Raw genomic sequence first — 17,797 nt, 5'->3', positions numbered from 1 at the left:
GCCATGTCACTTTGGGAATATGCCAATCCGGTGAAGTTTCTGCGCCTGAGCGAGCGCGTGCTGCCGTGGCTGTGGGCGCTGTCCGGCACCTGTCTGGTGGTGGGATTGGTGTGGGGGTTCTTCTGGACGCCTGACGATTTCCGCCAAGGTTCGACTGTCAAGATCATCTATCTGCACGTGCCTGCGGCGCTGATGGCGATCAATGCTTGGTTCATGATGCTTGTGGCCTCGCTCATCTGGATCATCCGGCGGCACCATGTGTCTGCCCTTGCGGCCAAGGCGGCGGCCCCTGTGGGGGTCGTCATGACGCTGATCGCGCTGATGACCGGCGCGATCTGGGGCCAGCCGATGTGGGGTACGTGGTGGGCGTGGGATCCGCGCCTGACCTCGTTCTTGATCCTGTTCCTGTTCTACCTTGGCTATATCGCCCTGTGGGAAGCGATAGAGGATCCGGACACGGCAGCGGACCTGACCTCGATCCTGTGCCTCGTGGGGACGGTGTTTGCGGTGCTGAGCCGCTATGCGGTCAACTTCTGGAACCAAGGGCTGCATCAGGGCGCGTCGCTGAGCCTTGATAAGGAAGAGAACGTGGCGGACGTGTTCTATCAGCCGCTGCTGGTCTGTATCGCGGGGTTTGTGCTGCTGTTTCTGGCGCTGGTGCTGTATCGCACGGGCACAGAAATCCGGCTGCGGCGCACCCGTGCGCTGATCATGAGGGAGACGCGCAATGCCTGATCTGGGGAAATATGCGGACGCGGTCCTGTCGGCCTATGCGGTGTCGCTGGTGCTGCTGGCGGTCTGCGTGGCGATGAGCCTGTGGAAAGGCCGCCGTGCGCGCGCGGCCATGCGCGACGTGGAAGACAGGGTGAAACGTAATGGCTAAGGTCTCGCCCCTGATGCTGGCGCCGATTGCGATCTTTGCAGGCTTTGTCGGCCTGTCGGCAGTGGGCATGTTCCGCGATAACCCGAACGAGTTGCCCAGCACGCGGATTGGCGGCGCGGCCCCCGAACTCACCACAGAAACGCTTGGCGATTTTCCCGGTGTGACGCCCGAAATGCTCGCCAGTGGAGAGGTCACGCTGGTCAACTTCTGGGCCTCTTGGTGCCCGCCCTGCCGCGCGGAACATCCACGGTTGCTTGAACTCGCCGCCGAGGGCGTGCCGATCATCGGCGTGAACTTCCGCGACAAGGAAGACGCTGCGATCAGTTACCTGACCGACGACGGCAATCCGTTCAGCGGCATCGCCTTTGACCCTGCCGGCCGCTCGGCCATCGAATGGGGCGTTACCGCGCCGCCGGAAACTTTTATCCTTGGACGAGACGGCACCGTGCTGTTCCGCTATATCGGACCATTGGTCGGATCGGATTACGAACAAAGGTTCGTACCAGCGCTTAGCAAAGCGCAATCCGACTAGCGCATCCAGACCGAATTTTCTTTCCCGTCTTCCCCATCATTGTTCCCATAAATATGCAAATCCTGCCTATGCTGCTGGCGTGGCATTTGCATATTTGAAGAACAATGAATGACAAAAAGCCCCGGAGGTTTCTCCGGGGCTTCTTTTGTTTCAGGTGGCACGTGGCCGGTGTGCTGATCAGGCCACTTTGGCGAGGTTGCGCAGCACGTAGTGCAGGACGCCGCCATGTTCGATGTATTCGATCTCGATCGCGGTATCGATCCGGCATTTCAGCTGGATTTCCTTGGTCGAGCCATCGGCCATTGTGATGGTGCAGGGCACCACTTCCAGTGGCTTGATGGTGTCGAGGCCGGTGATCGAAACGGTTTCCTCTCCGGTTAGGCCCAGCGATTTACGGGTGTCGCCGCCGGTGAATTCGAAGGGTATGACGCCCATGCCGACGAGGTTCGAACGGTGGATACGCTCGAAGCTTTCCGCGATCACGGCTTTCACACCCAGCAGGGCCGTGCCTTTGGCCGCCCAGTCACGCGAGCTGCCTGCGCCGTATTGTTCGCCGCCGAAGACCACCAGCGGTGTGCCGTCGGCCTGATGCGCCATGGCCGCGTCGTAGATCGAGGTCTGTTCGCCATCTGGGCCTTTGGTGTAGCCGCCCTCGACGCCGTCCAGCATCTCGTTACGGATGCGGATGTTGGCGAAGGTGCCGCGCATCATCACTTCGTGGTTGCCACGGCGCGAGCCGTAGGAGTTGAACTCGCGCGGTTGGACCTGACGTTCGATCAGGTACTGGCCTGCGGGTGTCGTTTCCTTGAACGAACCTGCGGGCGAGATGTGGTCCGTTGTGATCATGTCGCCAAGGATCGCCAGCACTTTGGCGCCGTCGATGTTGTCGATGGTGCCGGGATTGGCGTCCATGCCCTGGAAGTAGGGCGGGTTCTGCACATAGGTCGAAGCCGGTGGCCAGTCATAGGTCAGCGCGTCGGTTGTTTCGACCGCCTGCCATTTCTCGTCGCCTTTGAACACGTCCGCGTATTTGGTCTGGAACGCTTCGCGGGTGACGGTTTCCTCGACGAGGTCGGCAACTTCCTTGCTGGTGGGCCAGATGTCTTTCAGGAAGACATCGTTGCCGTCCTTGTCCTGACCCAGTGGCGCGGTGGTGATGTCGACGTTCATGTCGCCCACCAGCGCATAGGCCACGACCAGCGGGGGCGAGGCGAGGTAGTTGGCGCGCACGTCAGGCGAAATCCGCCCTTCGAAGTTGCGGTTGCCGGACAGGACGCTGACGCCGATCAGATCGTTGTCGTTGATCGTCTTGGAGATCGACGGAGCCAGCGGGCCGGAGTTGCCGATACAGGTGGTGCAGCCGTAGCCGACGAGGTTGAAGCCGATCTTGTCGAGGTCTTCCTGCAGGCCCGCGGCCTCCAGATAGGCGCTGACAACCTGGCTGCCTGGTGCGAGCGAGGTTTTGACCCACGGTTTGCGGTTCAGGCCCAGTGCGGCGGCCTTGCGCGCCACGAGGCCCGCACCGATCATCACATAGGGGTTCGAGGTGTTGGTGCAGGAGGTGATCGATGCAATCACGATCGAGCCGTCATGCAGTTGGTAGCCTTCGTCGGCATTGTAGCCGCGGCGGTGGCTGCCCTGATCGCCGGGAATGGCGGTTGGTTCGGGCTGGCCGCCTTCGGCTTCCCAGCGGCCTTCGGCGCGGGGGGTGGCGTCTTTCTCGTGGCGCTGGCCCTGCACATAGGCGTGGAACGTGTCAGCCGCGTTGTCGAGCGAGATATAGTCCTGCGGGCGTTTGGGGCCCGAGATCGCAGGCACGATGGTGCCCATGTCGAGGTGCAGCGTGTCCGAGTAGATCGGCGCATAGTCATCGCCGCGCCACATCCCGTTTTCCTTGGCATAGGCTTCGACCAGCGCGATGCGGTCTTCGGCGCGGCCCGTGTTGCGCAGGTAGCGCAGGGTTTCGTCGTCAATCGGGAAGAAGCCGCATGTCGCGCCGTATTCGGGCGCCATGTTGGCGATGGTGGCACGGTCTGCCAGTGGCAGGCGGTTCAGGCCTTCGCCGTAGAATTCGACAAATTTGCCCACCACGCCTTTTTCGCGCAGCATTTCAACGACTTTCAGCACGAGGTCGGTGCCTGTGGTGCCTTCCATCATGGTGCCGGTCAGTTCGAAACCGACCACTTCGGGGATCAGCATCGAGATCGGCTGACCCAGCATGGCGGCTTCGGCCTCGATCCCGCCAACGCCCCAGCCCAGAACGGCCGCGCCGTTGACCATGGTGGTGTGGCTGTCGGTGCCGACCAGCGTGTCGGGATAGGCGACTTCGGTGCCGTCCTGATCGGTGTCGGTCCAGACGGTTTGCGACAGGTACTCGAGATTCACCTGGTGGCAGATGCCGGTTCCGGGGGGCACAACGCGGAAGTTGTTAAACGCCGACTGACCCCATTTGAGGAAGGTGTAACGTTCCATGTTGCGTTCGTATTCGCGGTCCACGTTCATCTGGAACGCGCGCGGGTTGCCGAACTCGTCGATCATGACCGAGTGGTCGATGACCAGATCGACAGGGTTCAGCGGGTTGATCTGTTCAGCGTCACCACCAAGCGAGACAAGCGCGTCGCGCATCGCGGCAAGGTCCACAACCGCTGGCACGCCGGTAAAGTCCTGCAGCAGAACGCGGGCAGGGCGGTAGGCGATTTCGCGGGGGTTCTTGCCGCCTTTGTCGGCCCACTCGGAGAACGCCTTGATGTCGTCCGTGTTGACGGTCTTGCCGTCCTCGAAGCGCAGCATGTTTTCCAGCACGACCTTGAGGGCGGCGGGAAGGCGGGAAAAGTCGCCAAGGCCTGCTTCGGTGGCGGCATTGATGGAGTAGTAATCGACGGATTGGGTGCCGACGCTGAGCGTTTTGCGCGTTTTGCTTGAGTCGTGACCAACGGTAATGGGCATGAAGGGTTCCTTATCCGGAGAGGAGGGCAGTTATTCCCCCGCGTCATGCCTGATGGGTGCGGTTTATTCAACTGAAATTGGCCAAAATCCGCTGTTTTGTATACCATGGTGTACAGATTTTTAGCGCAACAGCGTGATCTGCCTGTCACATCGGCTCAACAAACCTTGATTGGCACATCGCAGCAGAGTTCCTTAGGGTGTAGCAACCGGTCATCAGAACCCGAAAGATGCTTATCCGACATATGAAATACGTGATTCCCCTGATCCTGGCGGCGTTGTTGCCCGTCGCGTCGCCTGCACTGGCGCAGTCGCAAGGTGGCACGCCCGCCGTGGCGAAATCGCCTGTGGTGGTCGAGCTTTTTACCTCTCAGGGGTGTTCGTCCTGCCCGCCAGCGGACAAGCTGATGCATGATCTGGCCAAGCGGGACGATGTGATCGCGCTGGCGCTGCATGTGGATTACTGGGACTATATTGGCTGGACTGACGAATTTGCCGATCCGGCCTATGCCGACCGCCAGCGTGGCTATGCGCGCGCGGCGGGACGCCGGTCGGTCTATACGCCGCAGATGATCATCAACGGGACCACCGATATTGTGGGCGCGCGGCCCATGGATCTGGCCCGCGCCATTGCGGAACATGCGGCGCAACCGTCGCCGGTATCCCTGCGCATTGCGCGCCAGTCAGACACGTTGTCCGTCGCGGCGCAGAATGCAGGCGGGCAAGGGGGCCCGATGCGGGTGCATCTGGTGCGCTATTTGCCCGAACAGACCACGGCGATCACGCGGGGCGAGAATGCGGGCCACACAATCAGCTATGCGAATGTCACGCAGGACTGGACTGTGCTGGGCGAATGGGACGGGCAAAACGATCTGACCCTTCAGGCCGAGCTGCGCGGTGATGCGCCCGTGGTGGTATTGATCCAGCAGGGGCCGCAGGGGCCGATCCTTGCCGCCGCCCAGATCAAGTAGATTAGCGCGGGGCGTCGGTGTCCTGATCCTCGGCCCGCCAGCGGCGCGCCACCCACAGCCATTGTTCGGGATGGGCGCGGATGCGCTTGCCGATGCTGTCGTTCATGGCCTGGGTCATGGTCATCGCATCTGTATGGGCAATCGGTTCTTCCAGCACACAGTCGAACCCCAGCCCGTCGCGCTTGCGAATACCGTAAAAGGGCATCAGCACCGCATCATAACGCAGCGCCAGTTCGGCGGCTGAAATGGCGGTGCGGGCAGGGCGGTTCAGGAATTTCAGCACCGGCGCGCCCTGCACATGCTGGTCAAACAGCAGCACAAGCTGGCCCCCGTCCTTGAGGTGGCGCACAAACCCTGCGGTGCCCTTGCGCCCTTGGGCAAAGACGGGGCCGCCCAGATCCTGCATGGTGCGCACGTAATGGGCGTTGAAATAGGGGTTGGACATATCGCGATAGAGCCCGCCCACCTCAAAACCCATGCCCAGCAGCGTGGCGCGCAACGCCTCGTAATTGCCGAAATGCCCCGAGACGAGGATAACGGGCCGTCCGTCCTGTGCCGCCTGTTGCAAATGCTCCAACCCGCCGCCCGAGACTTCGGCCCCTTCCTGACGGGCCAGCAAATCTTTGGTCGAATAGTTCTCGATCAGGGTGCGTCCGAAATTGTCGAGGCTGGCGCGCGCGATGCGCTGTTGTTCGGCCTTGGGCAAATGCGGCATGGCAAAGGTCACATGCTGTTCGCCGCGCGACAGGAAACCGGCGGCGGGGCCGATCAGGCGCGACATGATCCAGCCCATGAACGGCACCCGCCAGCGATAGGGCAACGCAAGGGCAAGGTTGATGAACAGCCGCGCGATCAGGTTGGTGATGTGATAGCCGACATTGGTCAGCAGGGGGATGTCGTCTGGATCGTGGCGCATGGCAACCTGTTACACAGCGGGCTTGATGCGGGCAGGGCGCCGCGTTTCTCGGTACCAGACATAAATCCCCGCACTGGCGATCACAAGCGCACCCAGCAGGGTGAGCGTGTCGGGCACCTCGTCAAACAGGACCAGCCCCCAGAACACGGCAAAGACCAGACCGCAATAGTTGAAGGGCGCAAGCAGGCCCGCCTCGGCAATGGACAGGGCGCGGATCAGCATCAACTGCCCCGCTGTGCCCGCCGCGCCGATGGCGATCAGCAGCAGAACAGCACGTGTATCCAGCGCCTCGAGGTAGAAGGGCACTACCGCCGTCAGCAGGATCGACCCCACAAGGCCGGTGTAGAAAAGCGACGTCCAGACATCCTCGCTTGGCCCCAAGCGGCGGGTGATGAGGGTATAGCCCGCAAAGCAGAAGGCCGCGATCAGGGGCAGAAGGCTGGCCAATTGGAAGACTTCCGATCCGGGGCGGATGACGATCAGCGCGCCCAGCATCGCCAGCGCAATGGCAAAGATGCGGCGCGGGCCAAGGGCTTCTTTCAAAAACAGCGCGCCGCCCAAAGTGATGAGGACCGGATTGACGGCGATGACGGCAGTCGCCTCGGCCAGACCGATCTGGCCCAAGGCGAGGAAGAAGAAGAACGTCGCCGCCATGAGCAGGATCGAGCGGGTGATTTGCAGCTTGGGGTATTCGCTGCGCACGACGGTTGACAGGCGCGGGGCGACCAGCACCAACACGATGACCATCTGTCCGGCATAGCGGGCCCAAAGGGCGGGGATGGTGCCGGTGGTCGGGGTGACGGCCTTGACCGACACATCCATCAGCCCAAAGCAGAAGATGGCCGCAATAGCGAGCAGGATGGCGCGGGTGGGCGGAGGGGAAATCGCTGTCATCCCTGCGCCATAGTGGGTTTGCCTGCCCAAGGGAATGGGCGCGGGGGATTTGGACGCGGCGGCAAGGGGTGGATAGTGCCGCTGCGCGCTGGGCACGCGGGGCCGACCGCGTTGCCGCTAGCCTTCCTCCTCGTTGACCAGCATCAGATCGCCCGAGGATTCCATGGTGCGGATCACGGTCACGATCGCGGCCATGGCGGCGTCGGTGTCGGCGGGTTTCGGGGTGCCAGCCTCGGCCACTTCCTCGCGCAGTTGATCGGCCAGACGGCCCGACATGTTTTCCAGAATGAAGGTCACGCTTGCCTCCATCCCCATGGCGGGCGCGCCGGCAAGGGCGGTGACAAGGTCGGACTGTTCGATATCGCGCAGGATGCGGGGGATATCACGCGGCGCAATGCGGGCGGGGATATTGGCAAAGGTAAAGATTGCCTTGCGCACCGCGTTGGCAAAGCCCTCATCGCTTTCGTCCAGTCCCGCCAGCACATCGTCGCGTGTGACGGAGGTGGAGGAGTTGAGGATCGCGCCCACCCGTTCCACCGGCCCGTCCGAAAAGGCCAGTACGGGGCGCGCATCAAGCTGCGCGGCCAGCGACAACCCGATCCGTTCCACCGCGTCGGGCGTCACGGCACCGGTTTTCGACACAGCATAGGTGATCTGGCGTGCGCGCGGTCCCGGCAATTTGCCCAGCAATTCCGCTGCCTTGGGCACGTCGAGCTTGGAAAGCATCACGGCAGCGATTTCGATACTTTCCTGTTCGAGGACAGGCACCAGAAGGTCGGGGCCCATGTCGCGGATACGCTTCCACGGATCGCCGGATTCGCGCACGCCCGCCTCTTTGCGCAGGCGCGCGGCGGTTTGGGCACTGATCTTGCCATCAAGGGCCGTCAGCGCCCCCGCCATACCACCTGAAAAGCTGAGCCCGATGCGTTCGAGTTCAGCGGAAAATTCGGAAATCACGGACTCGAGCGTGTCGCGGTCCACAAGGCGCATGGAGCCCATCGCCTTGGTCAGCTGGGCCTGCAAATCCTCTGGCAGATCCTCAAGCGGAATGTCGGCCCCTTCGTTCAGCAGCAGGCGCACGACAATCGCGGCCTTGGCGCGACGGCTAAGCGACGTGGGACGTGGAAGAGAGCCGCCGCCCTGACGCATAGGTGCAGGGGCGGCGGACATGGGAACCAGATCTGTCATGTCCTGCCTTCAAGCTGTTTGCGCTTGTTCTGGCAGGCAATGGTTGAAAAACCCTCAACCAGTCAGGATCAATCTGTCAGTAATTGTAGGTTTGTCCGCTTTCGATGCTTTGGCGCAGCGAGGTTTCGGCCCATGTGCCTGCACCGCCGCGTTGCTGGATTTCACGCAGTTGCGCAATGGCGGCCAGTTTGTCGCCCGTCGCCAGCTTGCCCTGCGCCATGTAGGACCGCGCAAGGATGTTGTCGGGGTTCACTGTAAGTGCCTGCTCGTAATACATATCTGCCAGTTCCAACTGGCCGAGCTTGCGCGCGGTAAAGCCGCGATAGGTCAGCACGCGGTCATCCATCTGGTCGGGCATCTGGTCCAGCACCTGCACCGCCTCGCCATAGCGTCCGGCATAGGCCAGTTCGCGCACCGCATCATAAAGCGTGTCGCTGTCCAGATAGGATGTCTTGTCGGGACGCACGCATTTGCCCAGCTTGGCGTCCCAGACCCCGTTCACCTTTTCCGAAAACCGGACATAGGCCTTCTTCTCCGGATCCCACTGGCGGACCTTGAAACAGTCCTGCGTGGTTTCGGTTTTCTTGGGCTTGGCTTCACTCTCGCCGCCAGCGGCAAGGCCCGCAACGGGAAGGGCCAGCGGCAGGACAAGGGCCGTGGTCAGAGCAAGTGTTTTCAGCATTTCGGTTCTCCGGTTGTTGGACGCGCTTTGGTTGATACTAGGGTGATAACCCCGCGCGCCCGTGATTTATGCGATCACGAAACCGTGAGTCCGACAGGTGGGCTGCCAGCTTAGCTGGTGGTGGGAATGCAGGACCGTGTCCCGCTGTCGTAGGTTGTGCCAGCGGCACAGGACATGGCCTGTTTCTGTTTGCTGTAATTGCATCCCTCGGCCAGTGCTAGGGTGGGGGCCAAAGTCGGGGCGAGGGTAAGGGCCAGCGCCGCAAGGCAGGTCTTGATCTTCATCAGTCTTCTCCTTTTCCGCTTGAGGTAGGAAATAGGGTAGGCCACGGCGCGCAATCTTCAAAACGATTTCGCGAAAAAGGCGCGCCGAAGCGCGCCTTTTGGGGTCTTTTCGGGCAATTTAATGCACCCGAGAGGGGGCAATCAATCCTCGCCGAACACGCGGGCAAAGATCGTGTCCACGTGCTTGGTGTGATAGCCGAGGTCGAATTTCTCTTCGATTTCGGCGGGGCTGAGCGCGGCTGTGACGTCGGGATCGGCCAGCAGTTCCTCTTTGAAGTCGGTGCGGAATTCCCAGACCTTCAGCGCATTACGCTGCACGTAGGAATAGGCGTCCTCGCGGCTCACGCCTGCTTGGGTCAGGGCCAGCAGCACGCGCTGGCTCATCACCAGACCGGGGAACTTGTTCATGTTGTCGAGCATGTTCTCGGGGAAGATTAGCATCTTGTCGATCACGCCGGTCAGGCGCGCCAGTGCGAAGTCGAGCGTAATGGTGGCATCCGGCCCGATCATCCGTTCCACAGACGAGTGCGAAATGTCGCGTTCGTGCCAGAGGGCCACGTTTTCCATCGCCGGAATAACCGACATCCGCACCAGCCGCGCAAGGCCGGTCAGGTTTTCGGTCAGCACAGGGTTCTTCTTGTGCGGCATCGCGCTGGAGCCTTTTTGCCCCATGGAGAAGAATTCGGCCCCTTCCAGCACTTCGGTGCGCTGCATGTGGCGGATTTCTGTGGCGATGTTCTCGATGCTGGAGGCAACGACGCCAAGGGTCGCAAAGAAGGCCGCGTGACGGTCGCGCGGGATAACTTGGGTCGAAATCGGCTCCGGTGTGAGGCCCAGTTTGGCGCAGACGTGATCCTCGACCGCGGGGTCGATATTGGCGAAGGTGCCGACCGCACCGCTGATCGCGCCGGTGGCGATTTCGGCACGCGCGGTGCGCATCCGGTCAAGGTTGCGGTCCATTTCCGCGTAAAAGCGCGCAAAGGTCAGGCCCATCGTGGTGGGTTCGGCGTGGATGCCGTGGCTGCGCCCGATGCGCACGGTGTTCTTGTGTTCGATGGCGCGGCGCTTGAGCGCGGCCAGCAACCCTTCGAGGTCGGTGATCAGCAGATCGGCGGCGCGGGTCAGCTGCACGTTAAAGCAGGTGTCGAGCACATCCGAAGAGGTCATGCCCTGATGCACAAAACGTGCCTCGTCGCTGCCGACATGTTCGGCAAGGTGGGTGAGGAAGGCGATGACGTCATGTTTGGTCACGGCTTCGATCTCGTCGATGCGGGCCACATCGAATTCCACGTCCTTGGCTTTCCACACCGCATCGGCGTTTTCGCGCGGGATCACGCCAAGGTCGGCCATGGCGTCGCAGGCGTGTGCCTCGATCTCGTACCAGATGCGGAATTTCGTGGCCGGTTCCCAGATGGCGACCATGTCGGGGCGGGAGTAACGGGGAATCATGGGGAAGCACCTTTTTATGGACTGTCACATTGCGCACCGCGCTCTTAGACTGCGCGGCAGGTAACGACAAGACGAGGGGCCGATGGCATCCCGCACCCAAACGCAGCACAGGCCCCGTGTTCTGGCCGATTTCGAAGGTACATGGGACATCACCCGCGATGTGATCCCTGTGACAGGCCCGCGCGCGCGGTTCGAGGGGCAGGGCATCTGGACGCGCGCCGCGGGGGGCTGCACCTATCTTGAGGTTGGCAAATTGCACATGCCCAACGTCGCCCCCATGCATGCCGAGCGCCGCTATTTCTGGAGCGACGGCATGGCCGTATTTTTCGATGATGGCAGATTTTTTCACGATGTACCGCCTGACGGGGGGCGAACGCAGCATGATTGTGCGCCCGATACCTATGTCGTGGAGTATGATTTTGGCGACTGGCCTGCCTTTCACGTACGCTGGTCCGTGACGGGGCCGCGCAAGGATTATGTCAGCGATACATGGTATAAACGTAGCGCCTAAGCAGATTTCGGGCGTTTCCGCGCCATTGGTGCGGTTGCGAAACTGTGCGCCATATTTGTTTGCAAGGCATGTCGGATCTGCCCGCAATAGAGGCGCATAGCCCCCATGCGGGCATCCCGCCGATCGGGGCGCACCCTGTCGGGGGGCGCGTGTCTTTGCACTTGCAGAAAGCGCACGGCATTGGCACAACGGGTCCAATCTTCTTGAAGTAACGGGCGAGAGTTCATGGAAACGACGTGGAATAACAAAGTACTGAGCGACGTATTTGGTGCCAATGACGGCACGGCGCTGCGTGTCAAACAGGCGGCACTGGTGTTGGGCGGCGTTCTGCTTTTGGCGGTTGCAGCGAAAATCAAGGTGCCCATGTGGCCCGTGCCTGTGACGATGGGCACATTTGCCGTGCTAAGCATCGGCGCGGCCTATGGCGCGCGTCTGGGTCTGGTCACCATCCTTGCTTATATGCTGGTCGGCGCGCTTGGCTTTGACGTGTTTGCCGGTTCTTCGGCCGAGGCAGCGGGCCTGACCTATATGATGGGTGGCACAGGCGGCTATCTGGTGGGCTATGTGCTGGCAACTATGTGCCTTGGCCTGCTGGCACGGCGCGGCTGGGACCGGTCGGTCCTGTGGATGGCGCTGGCGATGCTGATCGGCACCGCGCTGATTTATGTGCCGGGTCTGTTCTGGTTGGGTCAGCTTTACGGTTGGGACAAGCCGATCCTCGCATGGGGTCTGACACCGTTCCTGATCGGCGACGCGCTGAAGCTGGTGCTGGCAGCACTGGTCCTGCCCGCCGCATGGAAGCTTGTCGGCCGCGCGCGCGACTAAGCGACCTTCGATTATTGAGTTAATGAGGCGCGGCCCTGTGATGGGGCCGCGCCTTTTCTTTTGTTCGTTTGGCTGATGTGGTTCGAAACTGCCGGCGGCGCATTGGCGGCTGATCGGCCCTTCGGGGAGGATTTTTTTCGAACAGAGAAGAGGGACGTGGTGCGCCCTTCAGGCGGGTGGGGCGAGTTCTGTGAGGACAGAGGCGCTGGTTTCCAGCGTGCGGTGCACGGGGCATTTGTCGGCGATTTCCAGCAGGCGGGTGCGTTGGGCGTCATCCAGATCGCCCCGCAGGGTGATGCGGCGTTTCCATGTGTCGACCTTGACTGGCGTGGTGGTGTCGGCGTCTTGCGCGTGGACCTTGTCGTGGCTGACATCGACCATCACATGGTCCAGCGGCCAGCCTTTCCGGCGCGCATACATGCGGATGGTCATCGAGGTACAGGCGGCCAGTCCCGCGCTGAGCAGGCCATACGGCGACAGGCCCTGGTTCGTGCCGCCATAGGCGCGGGGTTCATCCGCCAGTAGGTGGTGGCGCGTGCCGTGGGTGATGTCCTGAAGGAAGCCGTCGGGATCGGCCTCGGCGCTGCGCACAACGCCTTCGGGGGCGCCCACGGGCGGGGCGGGCTGCTTCAGGGACAGGTATTTGCGCGCCCATGTGGCGATCACGTCGGCAGCGTATTCTGCGTGTTCGGCGCGCGAGATCAGGTGGTCTGCATCGTCCAGTGTCACAAAGCTTTTGGGATGTTTGGCGGCCATGAAAATACGGCTGGCGTTGTCGATGCCCACGATCTGGTCGGTGGGGGAATGCAGGACCAGCAGGGCGGCGTTCAGATTGGCGATGGCGGGGGCGAGTGCTTGGCCCTGCACGTCATCCACAAAGGCCTGCCCGATGCGGAAGGGGCGACCGCCAAGGGAGACTTCGGCCACGCCTTGGGCCGCGATTTGCGGCAGGGCATCGGCGAAGTTCTGCGTCACATGGGCCGGATCGAAGGGCGCGGCGAGGGTCGCTACGGCCTTGATTTGGGGCAGGTCGGCGGCACTTTTGAGCACGGCTGCGCCGCCCAGCGAATGGCCGATCAGCAGTTCCGGTGCCATGTCGCGCGCATTCAGGTAGGCCACGGCGTGGGCCAGATCCTGCACATTGGACGTGAGCGAAGTATTGGCGAACTCGCCCCCCGAATGGCCCAGACCGGTGAAGTCAAAGCGCAGCACCGCAAGGCCCAACGTATTCAGCCGTGCCGCGATCCGGCGGGCGGCGGCGATGTCCTTGCCGCAGGTGAAACAGTGGGCGAAGACGGCGGTGGCCAGATGCGGCCCGTCCGGCAGGTCGAGGCGCGCGTCGAGCTTGCCTGCGTGGCCGTCAAAGGAGATGCGTTCGGTGGGCATGGCGGGACCTTTTGTTGGGTCCCTCAAGCATGGGGTGCCAGCCGGCCCTTGTGAAGGGGCCCGCCGCCCTGCACGCGCAACCGTGATGGCGCGTGCCTATTCGTCATCCAGCAGGATGCGCGCGGCGTTGCCTTGTTCGTCGTCATATTGATCACTGCGCACGGTCCACAGAAAGGCGGCAAGGCCCAAACCGCCCAGCACAAGCGAGACGGGGATAAGAACAACAAGGACGTTCATTTTGAAAACCTGATCCGTTGGGAGTTCAGTAGCACTGTAATCGACGATAGCGACATGGCCAAGGCAGCGGCCAGCGGGGTCGCATATCCGGCGAGCGCAATCGGGATGGCAATGGCGTTATAAAGCGCGGCAATGGCAAAGTTCTGTTTCGACAGGGACTGGGTCAGTTGCGCGATGCGGCGCAGCAGGGGCAGGTCGGCAAAGCTGTCCTTGAGGATCACGATGTCGGATGCACTGCGCGAGGCGTCCATCGCCGTGGCGGGCGCGATCGAGGCATGGGCCGCCGCCAGCGCAGCCGTGTCATTAAGCCCGTCGCCCACCATCAGCACCTTGTCGCCCTGTGCGGCGAGTGTTTCGAGATAGGCGAGCTTTTCCGCCGGAGAGACACCGGCATGCACTGGCAGGCCGAGCTGTCGCGCAAAGGCGGCGGCGGGGCGGGGCGCGTCGCCGGTCACGATCTCGCTTGGCAGGTCCAGTTCCGCAATGGCCTTGGCCGCGCCTTCACGCGGGGTTTCGGTGGCGGTGATAGCCTGTGCATCTTGCCCGTCGATATGCAGGCCCAAGGCGTCGAAGGACGCGCCAAGCCATGCGCCGCGCCCCAACCGCACGGAGCGGCCTTGCCACGTGGCCTCGACCCCTTGGCCCGCAACTTCGACCAGATCTGACACGGGGGCGGCGGGGATATCACCAAGGGCGGCGTTCAGCGCCTTGGACATCGGGTGGTGCGAGGCCTGCGCCAGCGCTTTGGCCACGCGTTTGTCATTGTCGGAAAAGTTGGCGGGCAAGGTCACGGCGGGTTGGGACAGGGTGCCTGTCTTGTCAAAAACGATGCGGGTCACATCGGCCAGCCGTTCCAGCGCGGTGGCATGTTTCACCAGATAGCCGAGCGAGAACAGCCGCGCGATGGCCGCTGTGGATACCGCAGGCACCGCCAGCCCGAGCGCGCAGGGGCAGGTGATGATCAGCGTCGCGATGGCCACGTTCAGCGCGTGGCGCACATCGCCGTTCACCAGAACCCAGCCCACAAAGGCCGCAAAGGCCAACAGATGCACCGCAGGCGCATAGACCTGCGCGGCGCGGTCGGCCAGTGCGGTATAGCTGTTTCGGCTGTGTTCGGCGGTTTCGACCATCTGGGCCATGCGGCGCAGGGTTGTGTCCTCGCCCACGGTGGTGGCCTCCATCGTCAGGGCGGCGGCGACGTTGATCTCGCCCGCTTGCAAGGGCGCGCCTTGGGCCAGTTCAACGGCGGCGGTTTCGCCGGTCAGTACCGACCGGTCCACAAGGGCCGTGTTCGACAGCAGCGTGCCATCCACGGGCATGCGCGCGCCAGTGGGGACAAGGATGTGATCGCCCACCACCAGTGACGCGGCAGGCACTGTGTCCACGCGGTCATTGCGCAGTACTTGGGCGGTCTGGACCTCAAGCGCGCTCAGTTCCTTGGCCGCCGACCGTGCCGCACTGCGGGTGCGGTGATCCATATAGCGCCCGATCAGCAGGAAAAAGGTGAGCGACAGGGCCGCATCGAAATAGGCGTGCGCGCCGCTGTTGAGCGTTTCAAACAGCGACATGCCCGCCGCCAGAAGAATGGCGAGCGAGATCGGTACATCCATGTTCAGCCGCCGCACGCGCAGCGCCGCCCACGCATTCACAAAGAACGGCTGACCGGAATAGGCGACCACGGGCAGGGCAATTGCCGCCGAAATCAGGTGGAACAGGTCGCGGGTGGCATCGGTGGCCCCCGACCAGACCGCTACCGACAGCAGCATCACGTTCATCATGGCAAAGCCCGCCACGGCCATGCGGGTCAGCAGGGTCTTGCCCACGCTGTCCTGTTGCTGGCTCAGCGCCTCAAGGTTGAGGGGGTAGGCCTCGTATCCCAGATCCTCAAGCTGTGCGGCGATCACGCCGGCCTCGACGGGGCCGGAGACGGATAGCCGCTTCAGCGACAGGTTGACCCGCACCCGTGTCACGCCCCGCGTCTGGGACAGGCCGCGTTCGATCTTGCCGATGCAGGCGGCGCAATGGATCGTCGGCAGCGAGAATTGCAGATCCGGCGCGATGTTGAGGTCTTCGGCCTCTGGGATCGCCACGCAGGCAGGGCAGGCGGCTGTCATTCCAGGGTGTCCACGATAATGCGTTGCTGGAACAGGGTGCCATCGGCGGCGCGGGCCTTGAGGCGTAGGTTCCAGTTGCCTGGGCCTGCATGCACATCGGCATGCAAGGCGCTGCCATCAAAGGTAAATTCCGGCGTCTGGTCCGCATTCACATGGGTGGCGCGACCAAAGGTGGCCAAGAGGATTTCGGGCGCGATGGCGGTGCCGTTCTCAAGGATGGCAAGTGTCAGCACATCGCCGTCTAGCTGTGCGGACACGTCCCAGCCAAGGGCGGTTTGTGCGGCGCGGTCGTCGTCGAAGGACTGGCTGGCCACATAGGAATTGCGCACCTCAAGTCCGGGGAATGTGGCGACGGCCTTGAACGCGAGGGTCAGGTTCACCGCGATGATGATGCCGAATGCAACGGCAAAGCCTGCGAGGACATGCCATCCTTTTACTTCGGTCATTTGCTTTCCTTTCCATTAAAGACGGTCGCTTGCGAGGCGCGTGCGCCGCTGCCCAAATCCTCGACCCAGAGGCGCAGCGGCGTGCTGGGCGCACTGGCGGCGGGGTCTTGGGGGCGGGCGGTGACATAGACGCGTTGCAGGATCGTGCTGTCGGCAGGGACGGTCAGGGACAGTTGGTTGTTCTGCCCTTGCAGCCCGATTTGCAGGATTTCGTCGCTTGTCAGGCTGATGTGGAACTGCGCGTCCTCGCCCAGCTTGTTGCGCAGCCGCACGTCGTAGATGTTGCGGATCGACCCGTCCGATTGCAGCACATAAGTCGGGTTGCGCACGGGGCTGACGGTCATTTCGATATCGCTGCGGATGAACAGGGCATAGACCAGCCCCGCACCAATCGCCGCCCACATGGCGGTATACAGCAGCGTGCGTTTGCGCAGTACATGACGCCACAGGGGCTTGGGCGCAGCGCCTGCGCGCTCGGCTTCCTCATCGGCAAGCGAAAGGTAGTCGATCAGCCCGCGCGGCTTGCCGATACGCGCCATCACATCGTCGCAGGCGTCGATGCACAGCGCGCAGGTGATGCATTCCATCTGCTGACCGTCGCGGATGTCGATGCCCACGGGGCAGACGTTCACGCAGGCCATGCAATCGATGCAGTCACCGGCCGAGGCGTCGCGTTTTTTACCACGCGGTTCGCCGCGCCAGTCGCGATAGGCCACGGTGATGGTTTCGGGGTCCATCATCGCCGCCTGAATGCGCGGCCACGGGCACATGTAGATGCAGACCTGTTCGCGCATGAAGCCGCCGAAAACAAAGGTCGTCGCTGTCAGGATCGCGACGGTGATATAGGCCGCCGGATGGGCGGAAAAAGTCAGCAGATCGCGCAGCAGGGTCGGCGCATCCGCGAAATAGAACACCCATGCCCCGCCAGTGGCCACGGCAATCACCAGCCACACCGCCCATTTGGTCAGGCGCAACCGCCATTTGCGTAAAGACCAGTCCGCTTTCCACAGACGCACGCGCGCGTTGCGGTCGCCTTCGATCCAGCGTTCGACAAGGATGAACAGGTCGGTCCACACGGTCTGCGGACAGGCATAGCCGCACCAGACGCGCCCCAGTGCCGAGGTGAACAGGAACAGGCCCAGACCGGCCATGATCAGCAATCCGGCCACAAAGTAGAACTCGTGGCTCCAGATCTCGATCCAGAAGAAGTAGAAGCGGCGGTTGGCCATATCCACCAGCACCGCCTGATCGGGCAGGTTCGCGCCACGGTCCCAACGGATCCACGGAGTGAGATAGTAGATGCCTAGCGTGACGGCCATGATCCACCATTTGAAGGTGCGGAAAAACCCGCTGACCCGTCGGGGAAAGATCGGTTCGCGCGCGGCGTATAGGGAAGGGGGGTGATCGGTGGGCATAGTGGTGATTCCTGTTCGCTATCCACTGCTACTGCGGTGCAGGGGGGATCGCCTTGATCTGAATCAAAAACCCCCGGAACGGTTCGTTTTGCGAACAGGACCGTTCCGGGGGGCAGGGCCG

General features: G+C 62.5%; 18 protein-coding genes. 6 read left to right on the top strand and 12 right to left on the bottom strand.

Annotation, left to right across the window (positions count from 1 at the left end; translation table 11 throughout):
- Positions 1 to 3: 3 nt before the first annotated feature.
- Genes AC6GQJ_RS04955 through AC6GQJ_RS04945 form a run of 3 tightly spaced genes read left to right on the top strand, consistent with a single transcriptional unit; the run spans position 4 to position 1,415 of the window.
- Complete coding sequence (locus AC6GQJ_RS04955) at positions 4 to 735, top strand: heme ABC transporter permease (protein WP_500772351.1); 732 nt, start codon at positions 4 to 6, stop codon at positions 733 to 735.
- Positions 728 to 883: a heme exporter protein CcmD gene (ccmD, locus tag AC6GQJ_RS04950; RefSeq protein ID WP_500772349.1), complete on the top strand. Its 156-nt coding sequence runs from the start codon at positions 728 to 730 to the stop codon at positions 881 to 883. Before AC6GQJ_RS04955 ends, ccmD begins: the two co-directional genes overlap by 8 nt.
- Complete coding sequence (locus tag AC6GQJ_RS04945; RefSeq protein ID WP_500772347.1) at positions 876 to 1,415, top strand: DsbE family thiol:disulfide interchange protein; 540 nt, start codon at positions 876 to 878, stop codon at positions 1,413 to 1,415. Before ccmD ends, AC6GQJ_RS04945 begins: the two co-directional genes overlap by 8 nt.
- A 177-nt stretch (positions 1,416 to 1,592) precedes the next feature.
- Here the strand turns inward: AC6GQJ_RS04945 and acnA are convergent, their stop codons facing one another.
- Positions 1,593 to 4,361 carry an aconitate hydratase AcnA gene (gene acnA, locus AC6GQJ_RS04940; protein WP_500772345.1) on the bottom strand — a complete coding sequence of 923 codons (2,769 nt, stop codon included), beginning with the start codon at positions 4,359 to 4,361 and terminating at the stop codon, positions 1,593 to 1,595.
- Positions 4,362 to 4,603: 242 nt separating this feature from the next.
- Between acnA and AC6GQJ_RS04935 the strand changes: the two genes are divergently transcribed.
- On the top strand, positions 4,604 to 5,329 hold the full coding sequence (locus AC6GQJ_RS04935) for a DUF1223 domain-containing protein (RefSeq protein WP_500772343.1): 726 nt from the start codon (positions 4,604 to 4,606) through the stop codon (positions 5,327 to 5,329).
- 1 nt (position 5,330) lies between these two features.
- Here the strand turns inward: AC6GQJ_RS04935 and AC6GQJ_RS04930 are convergent, their stop codons facing one another.
- The 6 genes from AC6GQJ_RS04930 to purB form a co-directional block, all read right to left on the bottom strand.
- On the bottom strand, positions 5,331 to 6,245 hold the full coding sequence (locus tag AC6GQJ_RS04930; RefSeq protein WP_500772341.1) for a lysophospholipid acyltransferase family protein: 915 nt from the start codon (positions 6,243 to 6,245) through the stop codon (positions 5,331 to 5,333).
- Positions 6,246 to 6,254: 9 nt separating this feature from the next.
- Positions 6,255 to 7,139: a DMT family transporter gene (locus tag AC6GQJ_RS04925; protein ID WP_500772339.1), complete on the bottom strand. Its 885-nt coding sequence runs from the start codon at positions 7,137 to 7,139 to the stop codon at positions 6,255 to 6,257.
- Positions 7,140 to 7,256: 117 nt separating this feature from the next.
- A complete protein-coding gene (locus AC6GQJ_RS04920) occupies positions 7,257 to 8,327 on the bottom strand; it encodes a flagellar motor switch protein FliG (protein WP_500772337.1) in 1,071 nt (356 codons plus the stop codon).
- Positions 8,328 to 8,403: 76 nt separating this feature from the next.
- Positions 8,404 to 9,009 (bottom strand): tetratricopeptide repeat protein, encoded by a 606-nt coding sequence (locus AC6GQJ_RS04915; protein WP_500772335.1) that lies wholly within the window; start codon positions 9,007 to 9,009, stop codon positions 8,404 to 8,406.
- A 110-nt stretch (positions 9,010 to 9,119) separates the two neighbouring features.
- Positions 9,120 to 9,293, bottom strand: coding sequence for a hypothetical protein (locus AC6GQJ_RS04910; RefSeq protein ID WP_500772333.1), 174 nt, complete (start codon positions 9,291 to 9,293; stop codon positions 9,120 to 9,122).
- A 141-nt stretch (positions 9,294 to 9,434) separates the two neighbouring features.
- Positions 9,435 to 10,742 carry an adenylosuccinate lyase gene (purB, locus tag AC6GQJ_RS04905; RefSeq protein WP_500772331.1) on the bottom strand — a complete coding sequence of 436 codons (1,308 nt, stop codon included), beginning with the start codon at positions 10,740 to 10,742 and terminating at the stop codon, positions 9,435 to 9,437.
- Positions 10,743 to 10,824: 82 nt separating this feature from the next.
- Here purB and AC6GQJ_RS04900 point away from each other — a divergent pair, with 82 nt between their 5' ends.
- Positions 10,825 to 11,253 (top strand): DUF6314 family protein, encoded by a 429-nt coding sequence (locus tag AC6GQJ_RS04900; protein ID WP_500772329.1) that lies wholly within the window; start codon positions 10,825 to 10,827, stop codon positions 11,251 to 11,253.
- A 225-nt stretch (positions 11,254 to 11,478) separates the two neighbouring features.
- On the top strand, positions 11,479 to 12,078 hold the full coding sequence (locus AC6GQJ_RS04895; protein ID WP_500772327.1) for a biotin transporter BioY: 600 nt from the start codon (positions 11,479 to 11,481) through the stop codon (positions 12,076 to 12,078).
- Positions 12,079 to 12,246: 168 nt separating this feature from the next.
- On the opposite strand, the gene AC6GQJ_RS04890 is transcribed toward AC6GQJ_RS04895, so the two are convergent.
- The 5 genes from AC6GQJ_RS04890 to ccoG form a co-directional block, all read right to left on the bottom strand.
- The gene (locus tag AC6GQJ_RS04890) at positions 12,247 to 13,464 is read right to left on the bottom strand and encodes a bifunctional alpha/beta hydrolase/OsmC family protein (RefSeq protein ID WP_500772325.1); all 1,218 of its coding nucleotides are present in this window, start codon (positions 13,462 to 13,464) and stop codon (positions 12,247 to 12,249) included.
- 96 nt (positions 13,465 to 13,560) lie between these two features.
- Complete coding sequence (gene ccoS, locus AC6GQJ_RS04885) at positions 13,561 to 13,701, bottom strand: cbb3-type cytochrome oxidase assembly protein CcoS (RefSeq protein ID WP_500772323.1); 141 nt, start codon at positions 13,699 to 13,701, stop codon at positions 13,561 to 13,563.
- The gene (locus AC6GQJ_RS04880; protein WP_500772321.1) at positions 13,698 to 15,815 is read right to left on the bottom strand and encodes a heavy metal translocating P-type ATPase; all 2,118 of its coding nucleotides are present in this window, start codon (positions 15,813 to 15,815) and stop codon (positions 13,698 to 13,700) included. The genes ccoS and AC6GQJ_RS04880 overlap by 4 nt, the downstream gene beginning before the upstream one ends.
- Positions 15,812 to 16,261 carry a FixH family protein gene (locus AC6GQJ_RS04875; protein WP_500772319.1) on the bottom strand — a complete coding sequence of 150 codons (450 nt, stop codon included), beginning with the start codon at positions 16,259 to 16,261 and terminating at the stop codon, positions 15,812 to 15,814. Before AC6GQJ_RS04875 ends, AC6GQJ_RS04880 begins: the two co-directional genes overlap by 4 nt.
- Positions 16,258 to 17,676, bottom strand: a complete 1,419-nt coding sequence (ccoG, locus tag AC6GQJ_RS04870) for a cytochrome c oxidase accessory protein CcoG (protein ID WP_500772317.1) — start codon at positions 17,674 to 17,676, stop codon at positions 16,258 to 16,260. Before ccoG ends, AC6GQJ_RS04875 begins: the two co-directional genes overlap by 4 nt.
- Positions 17,677 to 17,797: the final 121 nt, after the last annotated feature.

The organism is Tateyamaria sp. 7Alg 36 (genome assembly GCF_059882455.1).
Note: the sequence above shows the minus strand (reverse complement) of the source record. Positions and strands in the feature narration are given on the sequence as shown.